Origin of the sequence: Streptomyces sp. NBC_01351, from assembly GCF_036237315.1 — a bacterium.
GTDB lineage: Bacteria > Actinomycetota > Actinomycetes > Streptomycetales > Streptomycetaceae > Streptomyces.
This window is the reverse complement of sequence record NZ_CP108356.1, coordinates 2,673,040-2,699,614: the sequence shown is the minus strand read 5'-3', so window position 1 is coordinate 2,699,614 and position 26,575 is coordinate 2,673,040. Positions and strand designations below refer to the sequence as shown.

At 70.9% G+C, this 26,575-nt stretch carries 21 protein-coding genes; 11 read left to right on the top strand and 10 right to left on the bottom strand.

The genetic code is table 11. The features are described 5' to 3' along the window. Nucleotides 1-81: 81 nt before the first annotated feature. Nucleotides 82-1,083, bottom strand: coding sequence for an ArsR/SmtB family transcription factor (locus OG625_RS11935; RefSeq protein ID WP_329379134.1), 1,002 nt, complete (start codon nucleotides 1,081-1,083; stop codon nucleotides 82-84). A 219-nt stretch (nucleotides 1,084-1,302) separates the two neighbouring features. Between OG625_RS11935 and OG625_RS11930 the strand changes: the two genes are divergently transcribed. From OG625_RS11930 to OG625_RS11915, 4 genes are all read left to right on the top strand, one after another. After that, nucleotides 1,303-2,544: an MFS transporter gene (locus OG625_RS11930; RefSeq protein ID WP_329379132.1), complete on the top strand. Its 1,242-nt coding sequence runs from the start codon at nucleotides 1,303-1,305 to the stop codon at nucleotides 2,542-2,544. Nucleotides 2,545-2,564: 20 nt separating this feature from the next. Next, nucleotides 2,565-3,074 (top strand): MarR family winged helix-turn-helix transcriptional regulator, encoded by a 510-nt coding sequence (locus tag OG625_RS11925; protein ID WP_329379130.1) that lies wholly within the window; start codon nucleotides 2,565-2,567, stop codon nucleotides 3,072-3,074. A 65-nt stretch (nucleotides 3,075-3,139) separates the two neighbouring features. Further along, on the top strand, nucleotides 3,140-3,469 hold the full coding sequence (locus tag OG625_RS11920) for a DUF3817 domain-containing protein (protein WP_329379128.1): 330 nt from the start codon (nucleotides 3,140-3,142) through the stop codon (nucleotides 3,467-3,469). Between the two features lie 86 nt (nucleotides 3,470-3,555). Next, nucleotides 3,556-5,256: an acyl-CoA mutase large subunit family protein gene (locus OG625_RS11915; RefSeq protein ID WP_329379126.1), complete on the top strand. Its 1,701-nt coding sequence runs from the start codon at nucleotides 3,556-3,558 to the stop codon at nucleotides 5,254-5,256. A gap of 82 nt (nucleotides 5,257-5,338) precedes the next feature. Here OG625_RS11915 and OG625_RS11910 read toward each other — a convergent pair whose 3' ends face one another. Further along, nucleotides 5,339-5,962 carry a TetR/AcrR family transcriptional regulator gene (locus OG625_RS11910; RefSeq protein WP_329379124.1) on the bottom strand — a complete coding sequence of 208 codons (624 nt, stop codon included), beginning with the start codon at nucleotides 5,960-5,962 and terminating at the stop codon, nucleotides 5,339-5,341. Between the two features lie 226 nt (nucleotides 5,963-6,188). Between OG625_RS11910 and OG625_RS11905 the strand changes: the two genes are divergently transcribed. The 4 genes from OG625_RS11905 to OG625_RS11890 all read left to right on the top strand — a co-directional run bounded on the left by OG625_RS11905 (nucleotide 6,189) and on the right by OG625_RS11890 (nucleotide 10,383). Next, the gene (locus OG625_RS11905) at nucleotides 6,189-7,199 is read left to right on the top strand and encodes a tetratricopeptide repeat protein (protein ID WP_329379122.1); all 1,011 of its coding nucleotides are present in this window, start codon (nucleotides 6,189-6,191) and stop codon (nucleotides 7,197-7,199) included. Between the two features lie 597 nt (nucleotides 7,200-7,796). Beyond that, on the top strand, nucleotides 7,797-8,441 hold the full coding sequence (locus OG625_RS11900; protein ID WP_329379121.1) for a DUF6230 family protein: 645 nt from the start codon (nucleotides 7,797-7,799) through the stop codon (nucleotides 8,439-8,441). 111 nt (nucleotides 8,442-8,552) lie between these two features. Beyond that, complete coding sequence (locus OG625_RS11895) at nucleotides 8,553-9,134, top strand: DUF6114 domain-containing protein (protein ID WP_329379119.1); 582 nt, start codon at nucleotides 8,553-8,555, stop codon at nucleotides 9,132-9,134. After that, on the top strand, nucleotides 9,124-10,383 hold the full coding sequence (locus tag OG625_RS11890) for a hypothetical protein (RefSeq protein WP_329379118.1): 1,260 nt from the start codon (nucleotides 9,124-9,126) through the stop codon (nucleotides 10,381-10,383). The genes OG625_RS11895 and OG625_RS11890 overlap by 11 nt, the downstream gene beginning before the upstream one ends. 103 nt (nucleotides 10,384-10,486) lie before the next feature. Here the strand turns inward: OG625_RS11890 and pyk are convergent, their stop codons facing one another. The 3 genes from pyk to pta all read right to left on the bottom strand — a co-directional run bounded on the left by pyk (nucleotide 10,487) and on the right by pta (nucleotide 15,325). Continuing rightward, entirely contained in the window at nucleotides 10,487-11,917 is a 1,431-nt protein-coding gene (pyk, locus tag OG625_RS11885) for a pyruvate kinase (protein ID WP_329379117.1), read from the bottom strand. Nucleotides 11,918-11,979: 62 nt separating this feature from the next. Further along, complete coding sequence (locus OG625_RS11880) at nucleotides 11,980-13,194, bottom strand: acetate kinase (RefSeq protein ID WP_329379116.1); 1,215 nt, start codon at nucleotides 13,192-13,194, stop codon at nucleotides 11,980-11,982. 43 nt (nucleotides 13,195-13,237) lie between these two features. Further along, the gene (gene pta / locus OG625_RS11875) at nucleotides 13,238-15,325 is read right to left on the bottom strand and encodes a phosphate acetyltransferase (RefSeq protein WP_329379114.1); all 2,088 of its coding nucleotides are present in this window, start codon (nucleotides 15,323-15,325) and stop codon (nucleotides 13,238-13,240) included. Nucleotides 15,326-15,595: 270 nt separating this feature from the next. On the opposite strand from pta, the gene OG625_RS11870 reads away from it, so the two are divergent. Next, the gene (locus tag OG625_RS11870) at nucleotides 15,596-16,621 is read left to right on the top strand and encodes an ATP-dependent 6-phosphofructokinase (protein ID WP_329379112.1); all 1,026 of its coding nucleotides are present in this window, start codon (nucleotides 15,596-15,598) and stop codon (nucleotides 16,619-16,621) included. A gap of 111 nt (nucleotides 16,622-16,732) precedes the next feature. Here the strand turns inward: OG625_RS11870 and OG625_RS11865 are convergent, their stop codons facing one another. Then, nucleotides 16,733-17,425, bottom strand: a complete 693-nt coding sequence (locus tag OG625_RS11865) for an XRE family transcriptional regulator (protein ID WP_329379110.1) — start codon at nucleotides 17,423-17,425, stop codon at nucleotides 16,733-16,735. A 321-nt stretch (nucleotides 17,426-17,746) separates the two neighbouring features. Between OG625_RS11865 and OG625_RS11860 the strand changes: the two genes are divergently transcribed. Together OG625_RS11860 and OG625_RS11855 are read left to right on the top strand one after the other, a co-directional pair. Further along, on the top strand, nucleotides 17,747-18,139 hold the full coding sequence (locus OG625_RS11860) for a MerR family transcriptional regulator (protein WP_329379108.1): 393 nt from the start codon (nucleotides 17,747-17,749) through the stop codon (nucleotides 18,137-18,139). Nucleotides 18,140-18,159: 20 nt separating this feature from the next. Next, nucleotides 18,160-18,513 (top strand): thioredoxin family protein, encoded by a 354-nt coding sequence (locus tag OG625_RS11855; RefSeq protein ID WP_329379106.1) that lies wholly within the window; start codon nucleotides 18,160-18,162, stop codon nucleotides 18,511-18,513. On the opposite strand, the gene glgB is transcribed toward OG625_RS11855, so the two are convergent. From glgB to OG625_RS11835, 4 genes are all read right to left on the bottom strand, one after another. Further along, nucleotides 18,503-20,797, bottom strand: a complete 2,295-nt coding sequence (gene glgB, locus OG625_RS11850; RefSeq protein ID WP_329379104.1) for a 1,4-alpha-glucan branching enzyme — start codon at nucleotides 20,795-20,797, stop codon at nucleotides 18,503-18,505. The two genes, OG625_RS11855 and glgB, sit on opposite strands and share 11 nt — an antisense overlap. Further along, the gene (locus tag OG625_RS11845) at nucleotides 20,794-22,281 is read right to left on the bottom strand and encodes a maltokinase N-terminal cap-like domain-containing protein (protein ID WP_329379103.1); all 1,488 of its coding nucleotides are present in this window, start codon (nucleotides 22,279-22,281) and stop codon (nucleotides 20,794-20,796) included. Before OG625_RS11845 ends, glgB begins: the two co-directional genes overlap by 4 nt. Before the next feature lie 158 nt (nucleotides 22,282-22,439). Continuing rightward, entirely contained in the window at nucleotides 22,440-24,158 is a 1,719-nt protein-coding gene (gene treS / locus OG625_RS11840; protein WP_329379101.1) for a maltose alpha-D-glucosyltransferase, read from the bottom strand. Beyond that, complete coding sequence (locus OG625_RS11835) at nucleotides 24,155-26,149, bottom strand: alpha-1,4-glucan--maltose-1-phosphate maltosyltransferase (protein ID WP_329379099.1); 1,995 nt, start codon at nucleotides 26,147-26,149, stop codon at nucleotides 24,155-24,157. Before OG625_RS11835 ends, treS begins: the two co-directional genes overlap by 4 nt. Nucleotides 26,150-26,575 lie beyond the last annotated feature (426 nt).

Here is a 26,575-nt window from a genome sequence, read left to right as displayed (position 1 = left end):
CCGGCTTCCTCTTCCTCTTCTACCTGGGGGCGGAGGGGCGGCAGGGGCGGGCGGCGAACCGGAGCAATCGTGACATGACGGTCAGTGATCGCCCTCGTGCGACACCGAGGTCAGGGCGATGGCCAGCGGGGTGCGCTCGTACAGCACCCGGTGGCCGTGGCGGGCCGAGGTGAGCAGGCCCGCCGCGTGCAGGACGCCGAGATGCGCCGAGACGGTGGACGGGGCCAGCCCGAGCCGGTGGGCCAGTGCGGTGGTCGCGGCCGGTTCGTCCAGCGCGCACAGCACCTCGGCCCGGGCCCGGCCGAGCAGGCGGGCCAGCGCGTCCGGGGTCGGTCCGGCGGTGGCGGTCCACAGCGCGCCGATGCCCCGCGCGGGGTACACGATCGTGGGCTGCCAGGGCGGGTCGTAGCCGCCGACCACCTCGGGCCAGCCGAACGCGCTCGGCATCAGCAGCAGCCCCTGGCCGTCGAGTGCGCGGTCGTGGTGGCCGGGGCGGTCGATGGTGAGGGTGTCGGAGTCGGCCCGCCACCGCAGGTCCGGGTGCAGGCCGTCGAAGAGCGCCCGGAGCCCGCCGGCCGTCAGGCGCCGGGAGTGGAACAGGATGTCGGCCTCCAGCAGGGCGCGCAGCCGCGGCCAGTCCGGGGCGACCAGGGTCTCCCAGGCCCGCTCCATCAGGTCGGCCAACTCCCGCACCGCCCGGGCGGGATCCGCGAGCAGGTGCTGCCCGATGTCGCTCTCCAGGGCCCCCGGAGTGCAGACCAGGGAGCGCCGCAGCTCCTCCCGGACCGGGCCGGGATCGGCGGCCCGCACCCGGGCCAGCTCCTCCTCGAAGGTGACGGAGGGGCCGAGCGGCGGCGGGCTGAGGAAGTCGGGGTGGTGCCCGCTGCGCGGCATGAGCATCCACAGCGGCCGCAGGTCCAGCCCCTCGGCCGCCGACCGGACCCGCCGCAGCCAGGGCAGGTGGTACGCCTGCCGGTGCGGCCGCAGCAGCGTCCGTACGGCCTCCTGCGTTTCCCAGCGGGGGGAGAGCGAGAACCGGCACCGGAGCAGGTCACCGGGCCCGAACCGGAAGTGGAACCCCATGCCTACCGTTCCTCTGTCGTGTGCCGCGCCGCTGCCGGGGGCCGGCCCCCGGACCCCCGCGCCTCAAACGCCGGCGGGGCTGGATGGCCCAGCGGCGTGTGCGGCGCCGTTGCCGGAGGCCGGCCCCCTGCGGACGGGGTTCGGTCCGGGGCCCCCGTAGAGATTCGGGTCAGCCCGAATCTCTACGGGGCGCAGCCTAGCCGGAGCATGCTGCCCCGCATGGCAACCGTCACCCCGGCCGCCCCCGGCGGCTACCGCTCCGTGTTCCGGATACGGGAGTTCCGGGCCGTCTTCGCCGCGCACCTGATGTCCGTACTCGGCATCGTCGTCGCCGAGATCGCCCTCACCGTCCTCGTCTTCCGGGTCACCGGCTCGCCCCTGATGAGCGCGCTCACCTTCGCCCTCGGGTTCCTCCCGTACGCGCTGGGCGGCACCCTGCTCGCCCCGGTCGCCGACCGGCACCCCGCGCGGCGGGTGCTCGTCGGGTGCGATCTGCTCTGCGCGCTCTGCGCGGCGGCCATGGCCGTACCCGGTACGCCCGTCGCGGTGCTCCTCGTCCTGCGCTGCGCCATGGCCTTCGTGGCGCCGCTGTTCCAGGGCACGCGCAACGCCTCCCTCGCCGACGTCCTCGGCTCCGGCGAAGCCTTCGTGCTCGGCCGCTCGCTGCTGCGGATGGTCGCCCAGAGCGCCCTGCTCATCGGCTTCGGGGTCGGCGGCATCCTGCTCACCGTCCTCGCACCGCGCGGGGCCATCGCGCTCACCGCCGCCGGCTTCCTCGCGTCCGCCCTGCTGCTGAGGTACGGAACCAGGCTGCGGCCCGTCCGCGCGCGTGCCCGTACCTCTCCGCTCGCCGGGGCCCGCGCCGTGTTCGGGAACCGCCGGCTGCGCGCGCTCACCCTCCTCTTCTGGCTGCCGCCGCTCTTCGTCGTCGTACCGGAGGCGCTGCTCGCCCCGTACGCCGCCGGGATCGGCGCCGACACCGCCGTCCTCGGCCTGTTGATGTGCGCCATGCCCGTCGGCACCATCGCCGGCGAACTCTGGGCCGGCTCCGCGCTCACCGCCCGAACGCGTTCCCGGATCGTGGTCCCGCTCGCCGCCGCCGGACTGCTGCCGCTGCTCCTCTACGCGGTCAGGCCGGGCGTGCCCGTCGTCCTCGTCGCCCTGCTGCTCGTCGGCCTCGCCCACGCGCACACCCTCGGGCTCGACCAGTGGTACGTCGAAGCCGTCCCCGACGAGCTGCGCGGCCGGGCGATGACCCTGCTCAGCACCGGTCTGATGACCCTTCAAGGCGTCGGCATGGCCCTGGCCGGCCTGGCCGCCGAATTCCTGCCCGTGCACCAGGTCGTCACCGCGTCCGGTCTGCTCGGCACGGTCGTCGTCCTGCTGCTCCTGGTGGAGCTGCGCGCGAGCGCCCGACAGGAGGAAGGGCCGAGGAGTGAGACGGGGGTGGTCACCAAATGACCGCCCGGTAGGGTCGGTGCGTGCCCAAGCCGCTCAGCCTTCCCTTCGACCCCATCGCCCGTGCCGACGAACTCTGGCAGCAGCGCTGGGGGCCGGTGCCCTCGATGGCCGCCATCACCTCGATCATGCGGGCGCACCAGATCCTCCTCGGCGAGGTCGACGCGGTGGTCAAGCCGTACGGGCTGACCTTCGCCCGCTACGAGGCGCTGGTGCTGCTCACCTTCTCCAAGGCGGGCGAGCTGCCGATGTCGAAGATCGGCGAGAGGCTCATGGTCCACCCGACGTCGGTGACGAACACCGTGGACCGGCTGGTGCGCTCCGGGCTGGTCGACAAGCGGCCCAATCCCAACGACGGCCGCGGCACGCTCGCCTCCATCACCGACAAGGGCCGCGAGGTCGTCGAGGCCGCCACCCGGGACCTGATGCGGATCGACTTCGGCCTGGGCGTGTACGACTCGGAGGAGTGCGCGGAGATCTTCGCGCTGCTGCGCCCGCTGCGCGTGGCCGCCGCCGACTTCGAGGAGAACTAGGCCGTCCCTTTCGCTTCGAGGGCCCGCGTCAAGATCGAGCAAAACGGACGGTTAGGCTCGACGGCATGAAACGAAGCGTGCTGACCCGCTACCGCGTCATGGCCTACGTGACCGCGGTCATGCTCCTGATCCTCTGTGCCTGCATGGTGGCGAAGTACGGCTTCGACACCGGCGCCGGTCTGACCTTCGCGGTCTCGCAGGCCCACGGTGTCCTCTTCATGATCTACCTGGTGTTCGCCTTCGACCTGGGCTCCAAGGCCAAGTGGTCGTTCGGCAAGCTCCTCTGGGTGCTGGTCTCCGGCACCATTCCGCTGGCCGCGTTCTTCGTCGAGCGCAAGGTCCGCGAAGAGGTCGAGCCGCTGGTGCTCGGCGCTCCCGCCCCCGCGAACGCCTAGGGGCGTACCGGACCACGACCCCCGGGGAAGACTCCCCGGGGGTTGCCCATCGACATTTACTAGGACGTCCTAGTAAATTCATGGGTATGGACGCAGACGCCATCGAGGAGGGCCGCCTTCGCTGGCAGGCCCGGTACGACAAGGCCCGCAAGCGCGAGGCCGATTTCACGACGCTCTCCGGAGATGACGTCGATCCCGTCTACGGGCCCCGGCCCGGGGACTCGTACGAGGGGTTCGAGCGCATCGGGTGGCCGGGGGAGTACCCCTACACCCGGGGCCTCCACGCCACCGGCTACCGGGGGCGGACCTGGACGATCCGGCAGTTCGCCGGCTTCGGGAACGCCGAGCAGACCAACGAGCGCTACAAGATGATCCTGGCCGCCGGCGGCGGCGGGCTCTCCGTGGCCTTCGACATGCCGACCCTCATGGGCCGCGACTCCGACGACCCCCGCGCGCTGGGCGAGGTCGGGCACTGCGGGGTCGCCATCGACTCCGCCGCCGACATGGAGGTCCTGTTCAAGGACATCCCGCTCGGCGACGTCACGACCTCCATGACGATCTCGGGCCCCGCCGTGCCCGCCTTCTGCATGTACCTGGTCGCCGCCGAGCGGCAGGGTGTGGACCCGGCCGTGCTCAACGGCACGCTCCAGACCGACATCTTCAAGGAGTACATCGCCCAGAAGGAGTGGCTCTTCGAGCCCGAGCCGCACCTGCGCCTCATCGGCGACCTCATGGAGTACTGCGCGAAGGGCATCCCCGCCTACAAGCCGCTGTCCGTCTCCGGCTACCACATCCGCGAGGCCGGGGCCACGGCCGCGCAGGAGCTCGCCTACACCCTCGCCGACGGCTTCGGCTACGTGGAGCTCGGCCTCTCCCGCGGCATGGACGTGGACCACTTCGCGCCCGGCCTCTCCTTCTTCTTCGACGCGCACCTCGACTTCTTCGAGGAGATCGCCAAGTTCCGCGCGGCCCGCCGGATCTGGGCCCGCTGGATGAAGGAGGTCTACGGGGCGAAGTCCGACAAGTCGATGTGGCTGCGCTTCCACACCCAGACCGCCGGTGTCTCGCTCACCGCGCAGCAGCCCTACAACAACGTCGTGCGCACCGCCGTGGAGGCCCTCGCGGCCGTGCTCGGCGGCACGAACTCCCTGCACACCAACGCCCTCGACGAGACCCTCGCGCTGCCGAGCGAGCAGGCGGCGGAGATCGCCCTGCGCACCCAGCAGGTGCTGATGGAGGAGACCGGCGTCGCCAACGTGGCGGACCCGCTCGGCGGTTCCTGGTACGTCGAGCAGCTCACCGACCGCATCGAGGCCGACGCCGAGAAGATCTTCGACCAGATCAAGGAGCGCGGCCTGCGCGCCCACCCGAACGGGCAGCACCCCATCGGGCCGATCACCTCGGGCATCCTGCGGGGCATCGAGGACGGCTGGTTCACCGGGGAGATCGCCGAGTCGGCCTTCCAGTACCAGCGGTCGCTGGAGAAGGGTGACAAGCGGGTCGTCGGCGTCAACTGCCACCACGGCTCGGTCACCGGGGACCTGGAGATCCTCCGGGTCAGCCACGAGGTGGAGACCGTCCAGGTGCGGGAGTTGGCCGCGCGCAAGGGCCGCCGCGACGACGCGAAGGTCACCGACTCGCTGAAGGCCATGCTGGAGGCGGCCCGCGACGGGTCGAACATGATCCCCGCCATGCTGGACGCGGTGCGCGCCGAGGCCACGCTGGGCGAGATCTGCAACGTGCTCCGCGACGAGTGGGGCACCTACACGGAGCCGCCCGGCTTCTGAGCCGGCGCGTGCACGACGGCCGAGGCCGGTCACGGCGCCCCCAAGGGCGGCGCCGTGACCGGCCTCGGCCGTTCCGCTGGGATCAGGCGGCGGGGGCCGGGCCCCGGAGGCCGTGCATCAGGAGGGCCGTGAAGCCGGCCGCCCACATCTCGTCCACCGGCTCGGAGCTCACCAGGACGCGGTGCACCACCGTGCCCGCGATCACGTCGAAGATCAGGTCCGTGGTGTGGGCGGCGAGGACCTCGTCCTCCTCGTCCGGGAGCTCGCCGCGGGCCCGGGCCCGCTCGCGACCCAGTACGACGAGACGTTTCTGCCGGTCCACGATGGCCGACCGGATCCGGTCGCGCAGGGCATCGTCCCGGGTGGACTCGGCGACGACCGCCATCAGGGCCGTACGGGCCTCCGGGCGCCGCAGCAGCTCCGCGAACCGGAGCACCACGTACTCGATGTCGGCTTCCAGGGAGCCGCGGTCCGGTAGTTCGAGGGAGTCGAAGAGCTCCGCCACCGCGTCCACGACCAGCTCGTTCTTGCCGGCCCAGCGTCGGTAGAGGGTGGTCTTGGCGACGCCGGCCCGAGCCGAGACGTCGCTCATCGTCAGCTTCGACCAGCCCAGCTCGACCAGCGCGTCCCGTGTGGCGGCGAGGATCGCCGCGTCCGCTGCGGCGCTGCGGGGACGGCCGGTCCGGCCGGGGCTGGGGGTGCGCATGGCCGAGACCATACCCGCCGGTAGCGGAATGACCGGATCCCCAAGAGCTGTGGTTCAGATCACGCGGCGCTGCGGGGGCCGGAGGAGTTACGCTACGGCTCGTAGCGTAAGAGCGACAACCACGCGAAGGGCTACAGGCGCCAGGTGGGGACCCGGCGCCGACCTGCAACAGGCCAATTCACGCGATCTTTTTCGTCGGTGCGCGCATACGGGGGAGGATGTACGCATGCAGCCCAGAAACATGTCCATGAGCGGCGTCGTCGACCTCGCCGCTGTGAAGGCGGCCGGCGAGGCCAAGGCCAAGGCCGAGCAGGCCCGCGCCGAAGCGGCACGCCAGGCCGGCCAGGGCGGCGGGAACGGCCCGGCCGCCGGAGCCGTGCCGCCGTCCGCACTCGTCATCGACGTAGACGAGGCCGGATTCGAACGCGATGTGCTCCAGCTCTCCGCAGAGGTTCCGGTCGTCCTGGACTTCTGGGCCGAGTGGTGCGAGCCGTGCAAGCAGCTCAGCCCCCTCCTGGAGAGGCTGACCGTCGAGGCGAACGGCCGTCTCGTGCTGGCCAAGGTCGACGTCGACGCCAACCAGATGCTGATGCAGCAGTTCCAGATCCAGGGCATCCCGGCCGTCTTCGCCGTGGTCGCCGGGCAGGTGCTGCCGCTGTTCCAGGGCGTGGCCCCCGAGCAGCAGATCCGCGAGACCCTCGCCCAGCTGGTCCAGGTGGCCGAGGAGCGCTTCGGGATCATCGGCATCGAGGTGGACCCGAACGCGGAGGGGGCCGCTCCGGGCGCCGCCGCCTCCGACGAGGCCGAGGTCCCAGCCGGTCCGTACGACGCACTGCTGGAAGCGGCCGTCGTCGCGCTGGACGCCGGCGACCTGGGCGGCGCCGTGCAGGCGTACAAGAACGTACTCGCGGACGACCCGGCCAACACCGAGGCCAAGCTGGGCCTGGCACAGGCCGAGCTCCTCGCCCGGGTCCAGGACATGAACCCGCAGGCGGTGCGGACCGCGGCCGCCGAGAACCCGCGCGACCCGGCGGCGCAGATCGCCGCGGCCGACCTGGATCTGGTCGGCGGTCACGTGGAGGACGCCTTCGGGCGCCTGGTGGACACCGTGCGGGTGACGTTCGGTGAGGACCGGGACGCCGTACGGCTGCGCCTGCTGGAACTGTTCGAGGTCATCGGAGCGGACGACCCGCGGGTGACGGCGGCGCGCACGGCCTTGGCCCGGGTGCTGTTCTAGTACGCGGCCTGGGCACCAGCCCGCCACCGGCTCGGGAAGCCGGCGATTTGTTGACACAGAGATAAACAGCGGCCGCACTTTGCCAAAACTTGGCAATCGCGGCCGCTGTTACTCGCAGTAAGTCGAACCCCGTGAACTGTCCGGAGTGTTCGCTCTTTCTCCCCTTTGTCGCGGCCTTCGGTGACACCCTGTGTCGCCACCCGGCGGCAGTGGGTCGCGCTCGGGTTATCGGGCCGTTACCGGCCAGTAACGAACCCCCTTGTGCCCCGGCCGGGAATGGACCACGATCGGCGACGCTCGGTCCTTCCCGCAGAGCCGCTCACTCGGAGTTGCGGTGGAGGGTCCCCACCGAGTGGACCGGTGGCAGTGGCACCGGCCCATGGACAGGGGGGTCTCTGCCACACGGCGGGGCCTGTCCTCCAGGTTGCGCGAACGCGTGGCCCAGTGGTTGTCGCTCGGGGGTGATCGCCGGTGTATCGGACGTGGCAACAGCCGCGGCCCGGACGCCTGCGCTCCTTCCCGAGGACGTAGCACTTCTCCCATCCCAGGACGGGCACGGCCCGGACCGGAGATGTACGTCCGAGAAGGAGGAACGAAATGAGTTCTCAGGTTCGTGGCGGGACCAGATGGAAGCGCTTCGCGCTCGTCATGGTGCCGAGCATCGCGGCCACGGCCGCGGTCGGTGTGGGTCTGGCGCAGGGTGCCCTCGCGGCGTCCTTCAGCGTCTCCGGCCAGGACTTCAAGGTCTCGGCCGACAAGCTCGACGGTGACAACCTCATTCAGTACGGCGGCCTCGCCAAGGGGCACGACATGGCAGGCAAGCCTGTCGCGCACCCGGTCACGATCTCCGGGTTCAGTCACGCCAAGATCACCAACATGTGCCAGTCCCTGGCCACCAAGACGCCGCTGGGTACCGTCACCCTGCAGCTGAGGACCGGCCACAAGGGTCAGCCGGCCGAAGCCGACAACATCTACCTCGATGTCGCCGAGCTCGACGCCGATGCCGAGTTCAAGAACCTGGACATCGGTGTCGCGGTCAGTGACCCGAACCACAAGATGAAGCCGCAGGCCGGCACGGTCACCGACGAGAACAAGTACGCGTTCTCGCAGCGTGCCGAGAAGGCGATCCTGACGAACGTGCGCCAGAAGGCGTGGGCGACCACGGCGGGCACGTTCAAGCTTCCCGACCTGAAGCTGCGCCTGCTCGGTGGCGACCAGCCGTGCTACCAGGACGAGAAGTAATCAGTCCCGGTTGAGTGACCGGAGGGGCGGTCGGCGGCGTCAGCCGTCGCCGGCCGCCCCGTCCGGGCTCCACAGATTCTCCGTACCACCGTTTCCAGGGAGCTGTTGTCCATGAACCCCCAGGCCCCGGTTTACGTTCGCGCCGAAGACGACGCCTGGCTCACCGTGGTGTACTACCACTTCCACGCCTGGACCGGCCGCCGTCCTTTCTGGGCCGGGCTGTTCACGCTCTTCAGCGGCTTCCCGATCGCCTACTTCCCGTACGCCGACCTCCGCCTGGGCAACATCAGCCTCGCGATGGCCACCACGGGTGGCGCCGGCGCCCTGATCATCGGCGTACTGCTGATCACGCTGGGACTGGCCCTCTGGTTCCAGGAGACCATCCGCGTTTTCGCGGGAGTCGCCGCGATCCTGCTGGCGCTGGTCTCGATCCCGGTGTCCAACCTCGGCGGCTTCGGCCTCGGCTTCATCCCCGCCCTGATCGGCGGCGCCCTCGCGCTGTCGTGGTCCCCGGGCCGGCCGGCGGAAGAGGAGCCGGTGGACCAGAGGCCGGCGGCCGCGGCGGTCGACATGACCAAGGCGGACTGGATGGCGGGCCCCCAGGGCTTCCCGGGACAGCGCGCAACGGAAACGCCGGCACACGCGAGCGAGACGACTGCCCACGCCGATGGCGGGAGGAACAGTGCGGGGTGACGAGACGCAGCGGGGCGTGGCCCCAGGCGCAGAGTCCCGTGAGATCAAGGGTCCGCGGCACGCGGCCCCCAGGAAGTCGCTGCTGAACAAGCTCCAGATACCCGTCGGCAAGACGATGGCGCTGGCGGCGATGCCGACGGCCGTGTTCGTCGGGATGGGCATGGCGCCCAAGCTGGCGGTGGCCGACGACAAGGAGATCCCCTTCGCGCCCGGGCCGTGCGTGACACGGTCCGACGAACCCGCGGAGTCCGAGTCGAAGTCGCCCTCGCCCTCGAAGTCGCCTTCGCCGAGCGCGTCGGCCACGGCGAGCGCCTCCCCGTCCGCGTCGGCGAAGCCGAAGCCGAGCGGGTCGGCGAGCCCCAGCCCGACGGCGACCGGGTCCACGGCCGACAAGCCGGCGGCCCCCGCGGCCGCGGAGCCTACGCCGACCAAGACCACCAACCCGCTGGACCCGCTGGGTGTCGGAGACGCGCTCAAGGATCTCGTCGACGGGCTCACCAAGCCCCTGACGACCCCGGCGCCGACGCCGACGCCGTCCACGACGCCGTCCACGACCCCGACGAAGACCCCGACCAAGCCCCCGACGACGACCGACCCGGCCGCGGACGCCATCCGCGACGCGGCGAAGACGGCGGGCGTCCAGGTCGAGGAGCTGCCCGAGGAGGTCAAGGACACCGTCAAGTCCCCGAAGGACGAGACGGGCAAGGCCGACGAGGACAAGGCCAAGGACGAGGCGAAGAAGGACGCGGACGGGAAGGAACCCTTCCCGTGCCCGACCTACGACGCCCAGGCCCTGGCCGACGCCGAGCTGGAGCAGGGCATCCCGCTCCTGCCGAACGAGCCGTGGTACCTCGACAGCTCGCTGCTGACCCTCTACGGCCTGGACTACCACGGCATCGTCGAGGTGAAGACGGCCGGCGGCAAGGTCAAGAAGGTCCTGAAGTTCACCGCGGACTCGCTGGACATCAAGGACCTGTACCAGACGGTCGGCAAGGAGGGGAACGTCGCCCACCTGAAGTCGCGTCCGGGCTCCACGTCCAAGATCCGCGGCGGCACGGTGACGATGTACACCGAGAGCCTCAAGGGCAACCTCTTCGGTCTGATCCCGATCGAGTTCACCCCGAACAGCCCGCCGCCGCTGAACGTCCCGTTCGCGTTCTTCACGAACGTCAAGGTCGTCCAGGCCGGCCAGTTCGGCGGCACCCTGACGGTTCCCGGCCTGAAGAACTACATGGGCCCGCCGGAGTAGATCCGCAGTACGAAAGCGCCGAGGGCGGCACCCCGATCGGATCGGGGTGCCGCCCTCGGCCTCTGTGCGGCAGAGTTCAGTGCTGTGGAGCGGTGTCGCGACCTCAGTCGCGGGCGGGGCCGCCCAGGTGGTGGACCCGGACCATGTTGGTGGTGCCGGGGACACCGGGGGGCGAGCCGGCCGTGATGACCATGGTGTCGCCCTCGTTGTAGCGGTTGAGCTTGAGCAGCTCGCCGTCCACCAGGTCGACCATCGCGTCGGTGTTGTCCACGTGCGGGACGATGTAGGACTCGACGCCCCAGCTCAGCGTGAGCTGGTTGCGGGTGTGCGGGTCGGTGGTGAAGGCCAGGATCGGCTGCGTGGCGCGGTAGCGCGACAGCCGGCGGGCGGTGTCACCGGACTGGGTGAAGGCGATGAGCGCCCGTCCGCCCAGGAAGTCCGCGATCTCGCAGGCCGCGCGGGCGACGGCGCCGCCCTGGGTGCGGGGCTTCTTGCCCGGGACCAGCGGCTGGAGGCCCTTGGAGAGGAGCTCCTCCTCGGCCGCCGTGACGATCTTCGACATCGTCTTGACGGTCTCGATCGGGTAGGCACCCACCGAGGACTCGGCGGACAGCATGACCGCGTCCGCGCCGTCGAGGATCGCGTTGGCGACGTCGGACGCCTCCGCGCGCGTCGGGCGCGAGTTGGTGATCATCGACTCCATCATCTGGGTCGCGACGATCACCGGCTTGGCGTTGCGGCGGCACATCTCGATGAGCCGCTTCTGGACCATCGGGACCTTCTCGAGCGGGTACTCGACGGCCAGGTCACCACGGGCCACCATGACCGCGTCGAAGGCGTCGACCACGGCCGCCATGTTCTCCACGGCCTGCGGCTTCTCGACCTTGGCGATGACGGGGACCCGGCGGCCCTCCTCGTCCATGACCTTGTGGACGTCCTTGACGTCGTTCGCGTCACGGACGAAGGACAGCGCGACCATGTCGCAGCCCATCCGCAGGGCGAAGCGGAGGTCGTCGACGTCCTTCTCCGACAGGGCGGGGACGTTGACGGCGGCACCCGGCAGGTTGATGCCCTTGTGGTCCGAGATGACACCGCCCTCGATGACGATGGTCTTGACCCGGGGGCCCTCGACCTCGGTCACCCGGAGCTCGACGTTGCCGTCGTTGATCAGGACCTGGTCGCCCTTGGTGACGTCACCCGGCAGGCCCTTGTAGGTGGTGCCGCAGATGGACTTGTCGCCCGGGACGTCCTCGGTGGTGATGGTGAACTCGTCACCGCGCACCAGCTCGACGGGACCCTCGGCGAAGGTCTCCAGACGGATCTTCGGGCCCTGGAGGTCGGCGAGGACGCCGACGGCACGCCCGGTGTCCTCGGAGACCTTCCGGACGCGGTCGTACCGCTCCTGGTGTTCTGCCTGGGATCCGTGGCTGAAGTTGAATCGGGCCACGTTCATGCCTGCCTCGATGAGCGCTTTCAGCTGCTCATACGAGTCGACGGCGGGGCCCAGCGTGCAGACGATTTTGGAACGGCGCATGGAGCGGATCCTATCGGTTTGTTTCGTAGCGGAATATTCCGTCTGGTGGAAAGTCCAAGTGACTAACGGGTAACCAGCGCGTACGCCTGGGTGGCGATCTCCAGTTCCTCATCGGTCGGGACCACGGCGACGGCCACCCGGGCGTACTCCGCCGAGACCAGCCGCGGCTCCGGGGAGCGCACCGCGTTGGCCTCCAGGTCCAGCGCCAGGCCCAGCTCGGCCAGACCCTCCACCGCAGCCTCCCGGATCGAGGAGGAGTTCTCGCCGACCCCGGCGGTGAACGCGACCGCGTCCACCCGGCCGAGGACCGCCGAGTAGGCGCCGATGTACTTCTTCAGCCGGTGTACGTACGAGGACAGCGCGAGCCGCGCCGAGGCGTCGCCCTCCTGGGCCCGCCGCTCCACTTCGCGCATGTCGTTGTCGCCGCACAGCCCCAGCAGACCGCTCTTCTTGTTCAGGAGCGAATCGATCTCATCCACCGAGAGGCCCCCCACCCGTGCCAGGTGGAAGACGACCGCCGGATCAAGATCGCCCGAACGGGTGCCCATGACCAGACCCTCCAGCGGGGTCAGCCCCATGGAGGTCTCCACGCACACCCCGCCCCGCACGGCCGAGGCCGATGCGCCGTTGCCCAGGTGCAGCACGATCACGTTCACGTCCGAGGGAGCCTTGCCGAGCAGCGCCGCCGTCGCCCGCGAGACGTAGGCGTGCGAGGTCCCGTGGAACCCGTACCGCCGGATGGCGTACTTGTCGGCCGTCGCGGCGTCGATCGCGTACCGGGCCACGTACTCCGGCATCGTCGAGTGGAAGGCGGTGTCGAAGACGGCCACCTGCGGGATGTCGGCGCGCAGCGAGCGCGCCACCTCGATGCCCGTCACGTTCGCCGGATTGTGCAGCGGGGCGAGCGGGATCAGGCTGCGGATCTCCGCCAGCACCTCGTCGTCGATCACCGTCGGCTGGGTGAACCGCGTTCCGCCGTGCACCACCCGGTGCCCCACCGCGGCCAGTTCGGGGGAGTCCAGGCCCAGCCCGTCCGCGGCCAGCTCGGCCGCGACGGCCTTCAGGGCGGCCCCGTGGTCGGCGATCGGGCCGAGCCGCTCCCTCTTGCCGCCCGCCGCGCCGGGGCCGGTCAACGGCTCGTGCACGAGGCGGGAGGTCTCTTCCCCGATGCGCTCCACCAGGCCGACCGCCAGGCGGGCGGAGTCCGCCATGTCGAGCAGCTGGTACTTCACCGACGAGGAGCCGGAGTTGAGGACGAGTACGCGCGATGCGGTCACGGTGAGGGGTCTTTCCTTCGAGTGCGGTGGGGGACTGCCGGAACTACTGGGCCTGGGGCGACGGCTGGGACTGCGCCTGGATCGCGGTGATCGCCACGGTGGTGACGATGTCCTGGACGAGCGCCCCGCGCGAGAGGTCGTTGACCGGCTTGCGCAGGCCCTGGAGGACCGGGCCGACCGCGACGGCGCCCGCCGAACGCTGCACGGCCTTGTACGTGTTGTTGCCCGTGTTGAGGTCGGGGAAGATCAGCACCGTCGCGCGGCCGGCCACCTCCGAGTCGGGCAGCTTGGTCGCGGCGACCGAGGGCTCCACGGCGGCGTCGTACTGGATCGGACCCTCGACAGCCAGGTCGGGGCGCTGCGCGCGGACGATCTCGGTCGCCTTGCGGACCTTGTCCACGTCGACGCCCGAACCGGAGGTGCCCGTCGAGTACGAGAGCATCGCGATCCGCGGCTCGACACCGAAGGCGGCGGCGGTGGCGGCCGACTGGACGGCGATGTCCGCGAGCTGCTCGGCGTTCGGGTCCGGATTGACCGCGCAGTCCCCGTAGACGAGGACCCGGTCGGCCAGGCACATGAAGAAGACCGAGGAGACGATCGATGCCTCCGGCTTTGTCTTGATGATCTCGAAGGCCGGGCGGATGGTCGCGGCGGTGGAGTGCACCGAGCCGGAGACCATGCCGTCGGCCAGGCCCTCCTGGACCATCAGGGTGCCGAAGTAATTGGCGTCGGTGACCACGTCGTTGGCCAGCTCGACGGTCATGCCCTTGTGGGCGCGGGCCTTGGCGTAGTACTCGGCGAAACGTTCCCGCAGGGGAGAGGTGGCCGGGTCGATGAGCTGCGCGGAGGAGATGTCGATGCCGAGGTCGGCGGCCTTCTTCAGGATCGCCTGCTCCTCGCCCAGCAGCGTCAGGTCGCAGACCCCCCGGCGCAGCACCACGTCCGCGGCGCGCAGCACGCGCTCCTCGGCGCCCTCGGGCAGGACGACCCGGCGCCGCTCGGAACGGGCCCGCTCCAGCAGCTCGTGCTCGAACATCATCGGGGTGACGCGCTCCGAGCGGGCCACCGACAGCAGCCCGCGCAGCTCGGCGGTGTCCACGTGACGCTCGAACAGGCCGAGCGCGGTCTCCAGCTTGCGCGGGGTCGCCGAGTTCAACCGGCTCTGCAGCGAGAAGAGTTCTGCGGCGGTCGGGAAGCTGTTGCCGGCCACCGATACGACCGGGGTGCCCGGCGCGAGCTTCGAGGCCAGCGCCAGGACGTCCTGCGTCGGGCGCTCGTTCAGGGTCAGCAGCACACCGGCGATCGGCGGGGTGCCCGAGGTGTGCGCGGCCAGCGCGCCGACGAGCAGGTCCGAGCGGTCCCCGGGGGTGACCACCAGGCAGCCCGGGGTCAGGGCGTTCAGGAAGTTCGGCAGCATGGCGCCGCCGAAGACGAAGTCCAGCGCGTCGCGGGCCAGCCCGGCCTCGTCGCCGAGGAGCACCTCGCCGCCGAGCGCCCGGGTGATCTGGGCGACGGTCGGGGCGGACAGCGACTTGTCGTCCGGCAGTACGTAGCAGGGCACGGGGAGCCGGGCGCCGAGGCGCTCGGCTATCAGGTCGCGGTCCTCGGGGGCCACCCGGTTGACGACCATCGCGACGACGTGGCAGCCCAGGCTCTCGTAGGCGCGGAAGGCGTTGCGGGCCTCGGCGCGCACGGCCTCGGCGGGGTGCTTGGTGCCGCCCACCACGGGAACGACCACCGCGCCGAGCTCGTTGGCCAGACGGGCGTTGAGGGCGAGCTCGTCGGGGAGGTTGGTGTCCGCGTAGTCCGTACCGAGGACGAGCATGACCTCGTAGTCCCGGGCCACCCGGTGGAAGCGGTCGACCAGCCGGGACACCAGCTCGTCGGTGCCCTTCTCGGCGAGGATCGCCGAGGCCTCCTGGTACTCCATGCCGTAGGCCGTCGCCGCGTCCTGGTCTATCCGGTAGCGGGCCTTGAGGAGGTCGAAGAGCCGGTCGGGTCCGTCGTGGAGCAGCGGACGGTAGACGCCCACCCGCCCCGTCTGCCGGGTCAGGAGCTCCATGATCCCCAGCTCGACGACCTGCCGGCCGTCACCCCGCTCGATGCCGGTCACGTACACGCTGCGCGTCACGCGTGCTCTCCGTCCCATGATGTAGTCGATTGACCCGGTTGGTGTGGGCTTGCCCTCTTGACGATACCGCTGCGGGCGGAGGGGACGCCCGCCGGGAATTGGGCCTTTTCAGGGGGTCGAAAGGCCTTCTGGGCGGAGCAGCACAAAGCGCGCCCCACCCGCCGCCCGTGGAACAATCGGACACGCTTCACCACATACGCCCTTCATATGTACGGCCCTCCGCCCGCACGCGGAAGGCCAGGTACGACCAGGAGCAGGAGACACAGCACGATGCGTATCGGAGTTCTCACCGCAGGCGGCGACTGCCCGGGCCTCAACGCTGTCATCCGGTCGGTCGTACACCGAGCCCTGGTCGGCCACGGGGACGAGGTCATCGGCTTTGAAGACGGTTTCAAGGGCCTCCTCGACGGCAACTTCCGCCCCCTCGACATCAATGCCGTCAGCGGCATTCTCGCCCGCGGCGGCACCATCCTCGGCTCGGCCCGCATGGAGCGCGCACGTCTTCACGAAGCCGCCGAGAACGCGCAGGAACTGGCGAAGCGCTACGGCATCGACGCCCTCATCCCGATCGGCGGCGAGGGCACCCTGACCGCCGCCCGGATGCTGTCGGACGCCGGAATGCCGGTGGTCGGCGTGCCGAAGACCATCGACAACGACATCTCCTCCACCGACCGCACCTTCGGCTTCGACACCGCCGTCATGGTGGCCACCGAGGCCATCGACCGCCTGAAGACCACCGCCGAATCGCACCAGCGCGTGATGGTCGTCGAGGTCATGGGCCGGCACGCCGGCTGGATCGCCCTGGAGTCCGGCATGGCCGGCGGCGCCCACGGGATCTGCCTGCCGGAGCGCCCCTTCGAGGTGGACGCCCTGGTGAAGATGGTGGAGGAACGGTTCGCCCGAGGGAAGAAGTTCGCCGTCGTCTGCGTCGCCGAGGGTGCGCACCCCGCCGAGGGCTCCATGCCGTACGAGAAGGGCGCCATCGACCAGTACGGTCACGAGCGCTTCGCCGGCATCGGCAACCGCCTCGCCGTCGAACTGGAGAGGCGCCTGGGCAAGGAGGCCCGCCCGGTCATCCTCGGCCACGTCCAGCGCGGCGGCACCCCCACCGCCTACGACCGCGTCCTCGCGACCCGCTTCGGCTGGCACGCCGTCGAGGCCGTCCACCGCGGCGAGTACGGCAACATGACCGCCCTGCGCGGCACCGACATCGTGATGGCCCCGCTGGCCTCCGCCGTCACGGAACTCAAGACGGTCCCCGAGAACCGCGTGTACGAGGCCGAATCGGTCTTCTGAGGCCTTCGCCGCGGGGGCGGGACCTTCGCCCCCACTTCCGCAGCCGAACGGCCCCGGTTCCGTCCCTCTCCGGGACGGCCCCGGGGCCGTTCGTGTAGCACCGCATGTGTCCTACGCCGCACCGCCGGCGAGCTGCCAGAAGCGGTCCACGATCTCGGCGAGGAACTCCCGCCCCGAATCCCCGGTGCCGGCCTCGCCCACACCGCCGCCCCAGCTGAGCGTCGCCACCATCTTCGACTGGTAGTCCCCGTGCAACTGCTCCAGCATCCGCTCCAAGTGGGCCTTGGGGATCGGCAGCAGTTTGCCCAGCGGCTTCACGTACGCCTGCCAGCGCGTGGTCACCGCGCTGCGCAGGACGTCGGCCAGCTCCTCGTTCTTGCCGGTCGCCGTCAGGAACTGGCGCAGGGTCAACCCCAGCACCATCGCCAGCGCGGCGGACTGCCGCTCGTTGCCCTTCCAGCGCCCGGCGTCCTCCATCTTCTGGTAGGCACCCGGCTCCACACCGACCCGCCGGGCCAGTTCCTCGGGGGCGAGCCCCCGGGCGATGCGGTGTTCCCGCAGGGTGACCGGCTCGGCGAGCAGCTCCCCGGGAGAGCACCACAGGACGCCGGCGAGCGCGGTGAGCTCGGCGGACGTAGGCGATATTTCGCCACGCTCCCAGGCCATCACGGTCTCGGGCGCGACGACGAGTCCGTACTGGGCGTGAAGGCCGTAGGCGACGTGACCGGGTGCCATGCCCAGGGCCGCGCGCAGGCGACGCGCGGCGGGGGCATTGAAAGGTGGGCTGGAGTGCACAGGGCACACCGTAGAAGTGGCCAGGCAGTGGCGACTACGGACCAAACAAACAAGCCCATAACTCGTAGGAAAGTCCTACGGAGTTAAGCGTTTTTGACGGGCTGCGAGGCGACTGTCCGGTAATCGGTGCGGTTGAAGATCCACTGGACCCTACGGTTCCAGCCAAAGTCCGACGGCGCAAGAGTCATCACAGGGTCCTCACAGGTGAACCACTTTCCCCTCCTCGGCGTGCCCCCTACCGGGAGCCCTCGCATACGGGGGTGGCGAGGGCCCCCGCCGCCTCCTTCGCCTCCTTGCCTTGACGTCGGCGTCAAGGACTAGCGTCGGGGCATGCGAATCGGCGAACTGGCGGAGCGGGCCGGAACCAGCACGCGGACCCTGCGCTACTACGAATCCCGGGGGCTGCTGCCCGCGCGGCGCAACGGCAACGGCTACCGCACCTACGACGAGGACGACCTGCGGCTGCTGCGCCAGATCCGGATGCTCCAGGACTTCGGATTCGAGCTGGAGGAGACCCGGCCCTTCGTGGACTGCCTGCGGGCCGGGCACCCCGCCGGGGACGCCTGCCCCGCCTCGCTCGCCGTCTACCGCCGCAAGGTCGCCGAGATGGACGCGCTGATCGGGCAGCTGGTGGACGCGCGGGAGCAGGTCGCCCGGCAGCTGGCCGAGGCCGAAGCGGCCGCCGGGGAGTACGCCGTGCCGCGCTGCGAGATGACCACGTGAGGACGAGAGGGGAAGACGACATGATCCACGCCCAGGGTGTGCCCGAGGTGACCGACGCCGACTTCGGGGCCGAGGTGCTGGAGGAGCGGGGGCGGCCCGTCCTCGTGGAGTTCACCGCGGACTGGTGCCCTCCGTGCCGGCAGCTCGCCCCCGTGCTCTCCGCGGTGGCCGCCGAGGAGGCCGACCGGCTCAAGGTCGTGCAGATCGACGTGGACGGCAACCCCGAGTCCGTCGCCCGGTACGGGGTGCTGTCCATGCCGACCATGCTCGTGTTCCGCGACGGCGAGCCCGTCAAGCAGCTGGTCGGCCTGCGCGCCAAGCGCAAGCTGCTCCAGGAGCTGGAGGACGAGCTCGCGGCCGTCGCTACGGCCTGAGCCAGAGGGTGGCCAGGGGCGGGAGCGTCAGGCGCAGGCTGGCCGGGCGCCCCTGCGCCGGCACCGGCTCGGGCCGCAGCGCCCGCGCGTGGTGGACGCCGCTGCCGCCGTAGAGCTCCTGGTCGGTGTTGAGCACCTCCCGCCACAGCGGTACCTCCTCCGGCACCCCGATGCGGTACCCGTGCCGGACCACCGGCGAGAAGTTCGACACCGCGAGGAGCTGCGAGCCGTCCTGCGCGTACCGCAGGAAGGCGAAGACGTTGTCCTCCGCCGCGTCCGCCTCCACCCAGGCGAAGCCCTCCGGCACGGTGTCCCGCTCCCACAGGGCGGGCGCCGCCGTGTACGTACGGTTCAGATCGCGCACGAGGCTCCGTACGCCCCGGTGGTCGCCGGCCGCCGCGTACGAGTCGTCCAGCAGCCACCAGTCCGGCCCGTACACCTCCGACCACTCCGAACCCTGCGCGAACTCCTGCCCCATGAACAACAGCTGCTTGCCCGGGTGGGCCCACATGAAGCCCAGGTACGCCCGGTGCGCGGCCCGCTTCTGCCACCAGTCCTCACCGGGCATCTTCGACACCAGCGAGCCCTTGCCGTGCACCACCTCGTCGTGCGAGATCGGCAGCACGTAGTTCTCGCTGAAGGCGTAGATCATCCCGAAGGTCATGTCGTGGTGGTGGTACTTGCGGTGCACCGACTCCTTCGACATGTAGCGCAGGGTGTCGTGCATCCAGCCCATGTTCCACTTCAGCCCGAAGCCCAGCCCGCCCGCGTCCGTCGGCCGCGTCACGCCCTCCCAGGCCGTGGACTCCTCGGCGATCGTCACCACGCCCGGGCAGCGCCGGTAGACGGTGGCGTTCATCTCCTGGAGGAACGCCACCGCGTCCAGGTTCTCCCGCCCGCCGTGCTCGTTGGGCGTCCACTGGCCCTCGGAGCGCGAGTAGTCGAGGTAGAGCATCGAGGCGACCGCGTCCACGCGCAGTCCGTCGACGTGGAACTCCTCGCACCAGTACACGGCGTTGGCGACGAGGAAGTTGCGGACCTCCTTGCGGCCGTAGTCGAACTCCAGCGTCCCCCAGTCCGGGTGCGCGGCCCGCTGCGGGTCGTGGTGCTCGTACAGCGGCCGGCCGTCGAACTCGGCCAGCGCCCAGTCGTCGCGCGGGAAGTGCGCCGGCACCCAGTCGACGATCACCCCGATCCCCGCCCGGTGCAGAGCGTCCACCAGCAGGCGGAAATCGTCCGGGGAGCCCATCCGCGAGGTCGGCGCGTAGAAGCCGGTGACCTGGTAGCCCCACGAGCCGCCGAAGGGATGCTCCGCCACCGGCATCAGCTCCACGTGCGTGAAGCCCAGCTCCTTCACGTACGCCGGGAGCTGCTCCGCCAGCTGCCGGTACGAGAGCCCCGGCCGCCAGGACGCCAGGTGCACCTCGTACACCGAGAACGGCGCCTGGTGCGGCGGCCGGGCCCCGCGCCGCTCCATCCACTCGGCGTCCTGCCACGCGTACCGGGAGGCGGTGACCACCGAGGCGTTCGCCGGGGGCACCTCCGCCGAGCGGGCCATCGGGTCGGCACGCAGGGTGTGGCTGCCGTCGGGGCGGGTGACGTCGTACTTGTACAGCGCGCCCACGCCCACACCCGGCAGGAACAGCTCCCACACGCCCGTGGAGCCCAGCGAGCGCATCGGATAGGCGACGGAGTCCCAGTACGAGAAGTCCCCGGTGAGCCTGACCCCCTGGGCGTTCGGCGCCCACACCGTGAACCGGGTGCCGGCCACGCCCTGGTGCTCCATCGGCTCGGCGCCCAGCGCCTTCCACAGCTGCTCGTGCCGGCCCTCGCCGATCAGGTGCAGGTCCAGCTCGCCGATCGCGGGCAGGAAGCGGTAGGGGTCGTGCACCTCGATCTCGTCGCTGTCGTACGTGACCAGCAGCCGGTACTCCGGCACCCCGGTCAGCGGCAGGAGCCCGGCGAACAGCCCGTCGCCCTCGTCGAACAGCTCGGCGCGCAGCCCCTTGGCGACGATGGTCACCGCCTTGGCGTAGGGGCGCAGCACGCGGAAGGCCACCCCGCCCCGCTGGGTACGGGCGCCGAGCACGGAGTGCGGATCGTGGTGGCGGCCCTCCAGCAGCCGGGCCCGTTCCTCACCGCCGAGCGCGGGCGCCTGCCGGACCCCGTGCGGAGGGGCGGCGCGGCGGGCCCGCGGGGGGCGGGCCGCCTTCTTCGCCGCCGCCGGTACGGGTGCGGCGGATTCGTCGCGGACGGTCGGTGACGGCTGTCGTGCGGCGCTCACGCGAGCGGCCTCCTCGGGGGCTTCGGGTGGGGGGTGCTGCCCGGGCTGGGCGGGGGCATGCGGTGGGCGGGACGCTGCGGCTCCGACAGCCGGCGGATCGCCGCCATCGGGACGTGCAGCCAGTCGGGGCGGTGCCGGGCCTCGTATCGGGCCTCGTACACCGCCTTGTCGGTCTCGTACGCGCGCAGCAGTACGGGATCCTCGCGCGGGTCGCGGCCGGTGGTTCGGGCGTAGCCCTCGCAGAACGCGGCCCGGCAGTCGTCCGCCCAGGCCGGGGCGAACGGCCGGTGCGAGCGGGCCGCGTAGTCGAAGGAGCGCAGTATCCCCGCGATGTCGCGCACGGCCGGTTCGGGGCGGCGCCGGTCCGCCAGCGGCCGGGCCGGCTCGCCCTCGAAGTCGATCAGCGCCCAGGAGCCGTCGAGGGTGCGCAGGGTCTGGCCGAGGTGCAGGTCCCCGTGGATCCGCTGGGCCGGCACCCCCGCTCCGCGGGAGGCGGCCAGCGCGTCGAAGGCCCCCCGCAGCCCCGCCTCGTACGGCCGCAGGGACGGTACTTCCCGGGCGGTGGCGGCCAGCCGGGCCGTCATCCCGGCGGCCAGCCGGGCCGTCTGCTCCGGGCCGAGCGCGAGGGTGGGCAGGGCCGAGGCCAGCGCGCTGTGCACCTCGGCGGTGGCCCGGCCCAGGGCGTGCGCCTCGGCGGTGAAGTCGGCCCCCGCACCGAGCCGGCGCAGCGCCAGCTGCCAGCCGTCGTCGGAGCCGCGCAGGTACGGCTGGAGCACGCCCAGGGTCAGCGGCTCGCTGCTCCCCCAGCTACCGCTGGTGGGGGTCCCCCCGGCGGAGCCAGGGGGAGGACCCCCAGGCAGCTCCGCCTCGTACCAGGCGACGGGCGCCGGGACGCGGGAGCAGCCGGCGGCGGCCAGCGCCCGGGGCAGCTCCAGGTCGGGGTTGATCCCGGGGCCGACCCGGCGGAACACCTTCAGGATGTACGCGTCCCCGTAGATCAGCGAGGAGTTGGTCTGCTCGCCGGACAGCGGCCGGGGCGCGAGCCCGGCCGGGATCGGCGCCCCCGGGTCCCGGTCGAAGCGCAGCGGACCGAGCGCGCCGGGGGAGCGCAACCGTTCCAGCAACATCGCCGCGAGCCGCGGGTCGCCCAGCGCCTCGTACACCGCCCGGCCCCGGTACGGGCCGTCCTCGGCGTGTCCGATCAGGGCGGGCGCGAGGGCCGGCGGCAGCGGGGAGGGGCGGATGCCCAGGAGGAGCTGGTAGCAGTCCCCGTCGACGTCGAGGAGCACGTGCAGCAGACCGGGGGTGGAGCCCGGCGGCAGCAGCTCGGCCGCCGAGACGGCCCTGAGCCTGCTGATGGCGCGGCCCTTGCCCGCGAACCAGCGCTGCGCGGGCAGCCAGGCCCGCAGCATTTGTTCGAGCGGGCCGATCCCGGCGGCCCGGTCGGCGGTCAGCCGGTTCCGGGCGGATGCAGCCTCCGACATGGCGTCGCGTCCTTTCCCCGGGCCGTCACAGAATGCGCAGAGTGTCCCGGATGTGCGGCAGTTGCTTCTCCGGTATGTGGGGGTGTCGGGTCGGAATGATCCGTACAGGGGCGGGCGATTGACCCGTTCGAGCTGCCCGCCCCGTACTCGGCGGCCCGTTACTCGGCGCGGAGCTCGCCGCGCTGCTCGGCCCGCAGCCTGAACCAGTAGAAGCCGTGCCCCGCCAGCGTCAGCAGGTACGGCCACTCGCCGATCGGCGGGAAGCGCACGTCACCCGTGAGCTCCACCGGGACCCGCCCGTTGAACGACCGCAGATCCAGCTCGGTGGGCTGCGCGAAACGCGAGAAGTTGTGCACGCACAGCACCAGGTCGTCCCCGAACTCGCGCAGGAACGCGAGCACCGCCGGGTTGGACGAGGGCAGTTCGGTGTACGAGCCGAGTCCGAAGGCGGGGTTCGCCTTGCGGATCTCGATCAGTCGCCGGGTCCAGTGCAACAGTGACGAGGGCGATGCCATGGCCGCCTCGACATTGGTGACCTGGTACCCGTGGACCGGGTCCATGATGACCGGCAGGTTCAGCCTGCCCGGATCGCAGGAGGAGAAACCGGCGTTGCGGTCCGGGGTCCACTGCATCGGCGTGCGGACGCCGTCGCGGTCGCCCAGCCAGATGTTGTCGCCCATGCCGATCTCGTCGCCGTAGTAGAGCACCGGCGAGCCCGGCAGCGACAGCAGCAGGGCGGTGAACAGCTCCATCTGGTTGCGGTCGTTGTCCAGCAGCGGGGCGAGGCGGCGCCGGATGCCGATGTTGGCCCGCATCCGCGGGTCCTTGGCGTACTCGGCGTACATGTAGTCGCGCTCTTCGTCCGTGACCATTTCGAGGGTGAGCTCGTCGTGGTTGCGCAGGAAGATGCCCCACTGGCAGCGGTCCGGGATCGCCGGGGTCTTGGCCAGGATCTCGGAGACCGGGTAGCGGGACTCCCGTCGTACGGCCATGAAGATGCGCGGCATGACGGGGAAGTGGAACGCCATGTGGCATTCGTCCCCGCCCTTGGCGAAGTCCCCGAAGTAGTCGACGACGTCCTCGGGCCACTGGTTGGCCTCGGCGAGCAGCACCGTGTCCGGGTAGTGCGCGTCGATCTCCGCGCGGACCCGCTTGAGGAGCTGGTGGGTGCGCGGCAGGTTCTCGCAGTTGGTGCCCTCCTCGGCGTACAGGTAGGGCACGGCGTCGAGGCGGAAGCCGTCGATGCCGAGGTCCAGCCAGAAGCGCAGCGCCGAGACGATCTCCTCGACCACGGCCGGGTTCTCGTAGTTCAGGTCCGGCTGGTGCGAGAAGAAGCGGTGCCAGTAGTACTGCTTGCGCACAGGGTCGTACGTCCAGTTCGACGTCTCGGTGTCGACGAAGATGATGCGGGCGTCCTGGTACTGCTTGTCGTTGTCGGCCCACATGTAGTAGTCGCCGTACGGGCCCTCCGGATCCTTGCGCGACTGCTGGAACCACTCGTGCTGGTCGCTGGTGTGGTTCATGACGAAGTCGATGATCACCCGCATGCCGCGGTGGTGGGCGGCGTCCACGAACTCCACGAAGTCGGCGAGGTCGCCGAATTCGGGCAGCACGGAGGTGTAGTCGGAGACGTCGTAGCCTCCGTCGCGCAGGGGAGAGGCGAAGAACGGCGGCAGCCACAGGCAGTCGACGCCGAGCCACTGGAGGTAGTCCAGTTTGGCGGTGAGCCCCTTGAGATCCCCGACGCCGTCGCCGTTGCTGTCGTGGAAGGAGCGGACGAGGACCTCGTAGAAGACCGCCCGCTTGAACCAGTCGGGATCGCGGTCCTTGGCGGGGGTGTCCTCGAAGGTGTCGGGGACGGGATCGTTGATCATCATGTGGTGGGTGACCCTCCGGTGGGCGGGGACGGTCGCAGAGCGGCCAGTACGTGCGCGGGCGTACGGCCCGGCTCTAGGCGCACGTAGTTCGCCCTGCCCCAGTGATAGGTCTCGCCGGTGAGCTCGTCTCGCACAGCGAGGGACCCGTGCCAGTCGAGGCCGAGTACCGGCATGTCCAACGAGACCGTCGCCTCCTGGGTGTGGTGCGGATCGAGGTTGACGACCACCAGTACGGAATTGGCTCCCGCGTGCTTCGAATAGGCGATCACCTGTTCGTTGTCGGTCGGGTGGAAGTGGATGTCGCGCAGTTGCTGGAGCGCGGGGTTGCGGCGGCGCAGCCGGTTCAGGGAGGTGATCAGCGGGGCGATGGTGCGGCCCTCGCGGTCGGCGGCGGCCCAGTCGCGCGGCCTCAGCTCGTACTTCTCGGAGTCCAGGTACTCCTCGCTGCCCTCCCGCACCGGGGTGTTCTCGCAGAGCTCGTAGCCGGCGTAGATCCCCCAGGCGGGGGAGAGGGTGGCGGCGAGCACCGCGCGCACCTCGAAGGCGGGGCGGCCGCCCTTCTGGAGGTACTCGTGGAGGATGTCGGGGGTGTTCACGAAGAAGTTCGGCCGCATGACCGAGGCCGAGGGGGTGTCGGCGAGCTCGGTCAGGTACTCGGTGAGCTCGGCCTTGGTGTTGCGCCAGGTGAAGTACGTGTACGACTGCTGGAAACCGACGGAGGCCAGCGCGCGCATCATCGCGGGCCGGGTGAAGGCCTCCGCCAGGAAGATGACGTCCGGATCGGACTTGTTGATGTCCGCGATCACCTTCTGCCAGAAGACCACCGGTTTGGTGTGCGGATTGTCGACACGGAAGATGCGCACGCCGTGGTCCATCCAGTACCGCAGGATCCGCACGGTCTCCTCGACGATCCCGGCCATGTCGGTGTCGAAGTGGATCGGGTAGATGTCCTGGTACTTCTTCGGCGGGTTCTCGGCGTACGCGATCGTGCCGTCGGCACGGTGACGGAACCAGTCCGGGTGCTTCTCCACCCACGGGTGGTCGGGGGAGCACTGGAGGGCGAAGTCCAGTGCGATCTCCAGGCGCAGCTCGCGGGCGCGCGCGACGAACGCGTCGAAGTCCTCGATCGTGCCGAGGTCGGGGTGGACGGCGTCGTGCCCGCCCTCGGTGGACCCGATCGCCCAGGGCACCCCCGGATCCCAACACCCGGCGGAGAGCGTGTTGTTCGGGCCCTTGCGGTAGGTGGAGCCGATCGGGTGGATGGGCGGCAGGTACACCACGTCGAAGCCCATCGCGGCGATCGCGGGCAGCCGCTCGGCGGCCGTCCGGAACGTCCCGCTGACCGGCGCCTCGCCGGGCTCGACCACCGCCCCCTCCGACCGGGGGAACATCTCGTACCAGGAGCCGAAGAGCGCCCGTTTGCGCTCGATCAGCAGCGGCAGCGGCTTGGCCGCGGTGACCAGCTCGCGCAGCGGCTTCTTCCGGAGGGCGGCGTCCACGTCCGGGTCGAGCGCGGCCGCGTACCGGACGTCCACCTCGCGGTCGTCGTCCCGCATGACCTCGGCGGCGGCCAGCACGGCATCGCGGCCGTCGCGCTTGGGAAGCCTGGCGGCGGCCCGGGTGTAGAGCTCGGCGCCCTCCAGGAGCGTCAGCCCGGTGTCGATCCCGGCGGGGATCTTGATCGCGGCGTGCGCCCGCCAGGTGGCCACCGGGTCGCTCCACGCCTCGACGGTGTACGTCCACCTCCCCTCGACCTCGGCGGAGACCCGGGCCCCCCACCGGTCGGTGCCGGGGGCGAGCTCGCGCAGCGGCACGGGCGGCCGCAGCCGTCCGCTCGGATCACGGAGCACGACGTGGGCCGCGAGGGCGTCGTGCCCCTCGCGGAACACGCTCGCGGAAATCTCGAAGACCTCGTCCACGACCGCCTTGGCGGGTCTGGCGCCGCAGTCGACGGCGGGGCGGACGTCCAGCACGGGAATGCGACCGATCATGATGGGATCACCTGGGGGCAGTTCGCAGGGCTCGGTGACAACAGGCCGGCCGGTATCACGGCCGGTAGTGCACGCTCTGTTCGCTCTGTTTCTAGCCGCTCAAGGGACGGCTGGGCTGCGGGCATGGCCGCTCCTGTCCGCGTTCACTCGGGTGGCGGGGAGAGGGGGTGGGCGGGTGCGCCGTGCGTGTACGGCGCGTGCGTCGTGCGTGCATCGCGTGTACCCGGGGAGCCCTTCCCACTCTCGCCCCGCCCAATCCGGGTGCTTGGTTAACTACTCGTACGTACTGGCACGGTCGATACCAAGAGCCGGGTCCGCATCCGCCGAGGCTCCGTCAAGTCGGTGTCGCAGAAGCGTTCGTGAGGGGAGTGCGGGCGACAATGCTCCTGTCGTCCCGAGTGGCGGGAGCGGCCGGAGTGGCCGATG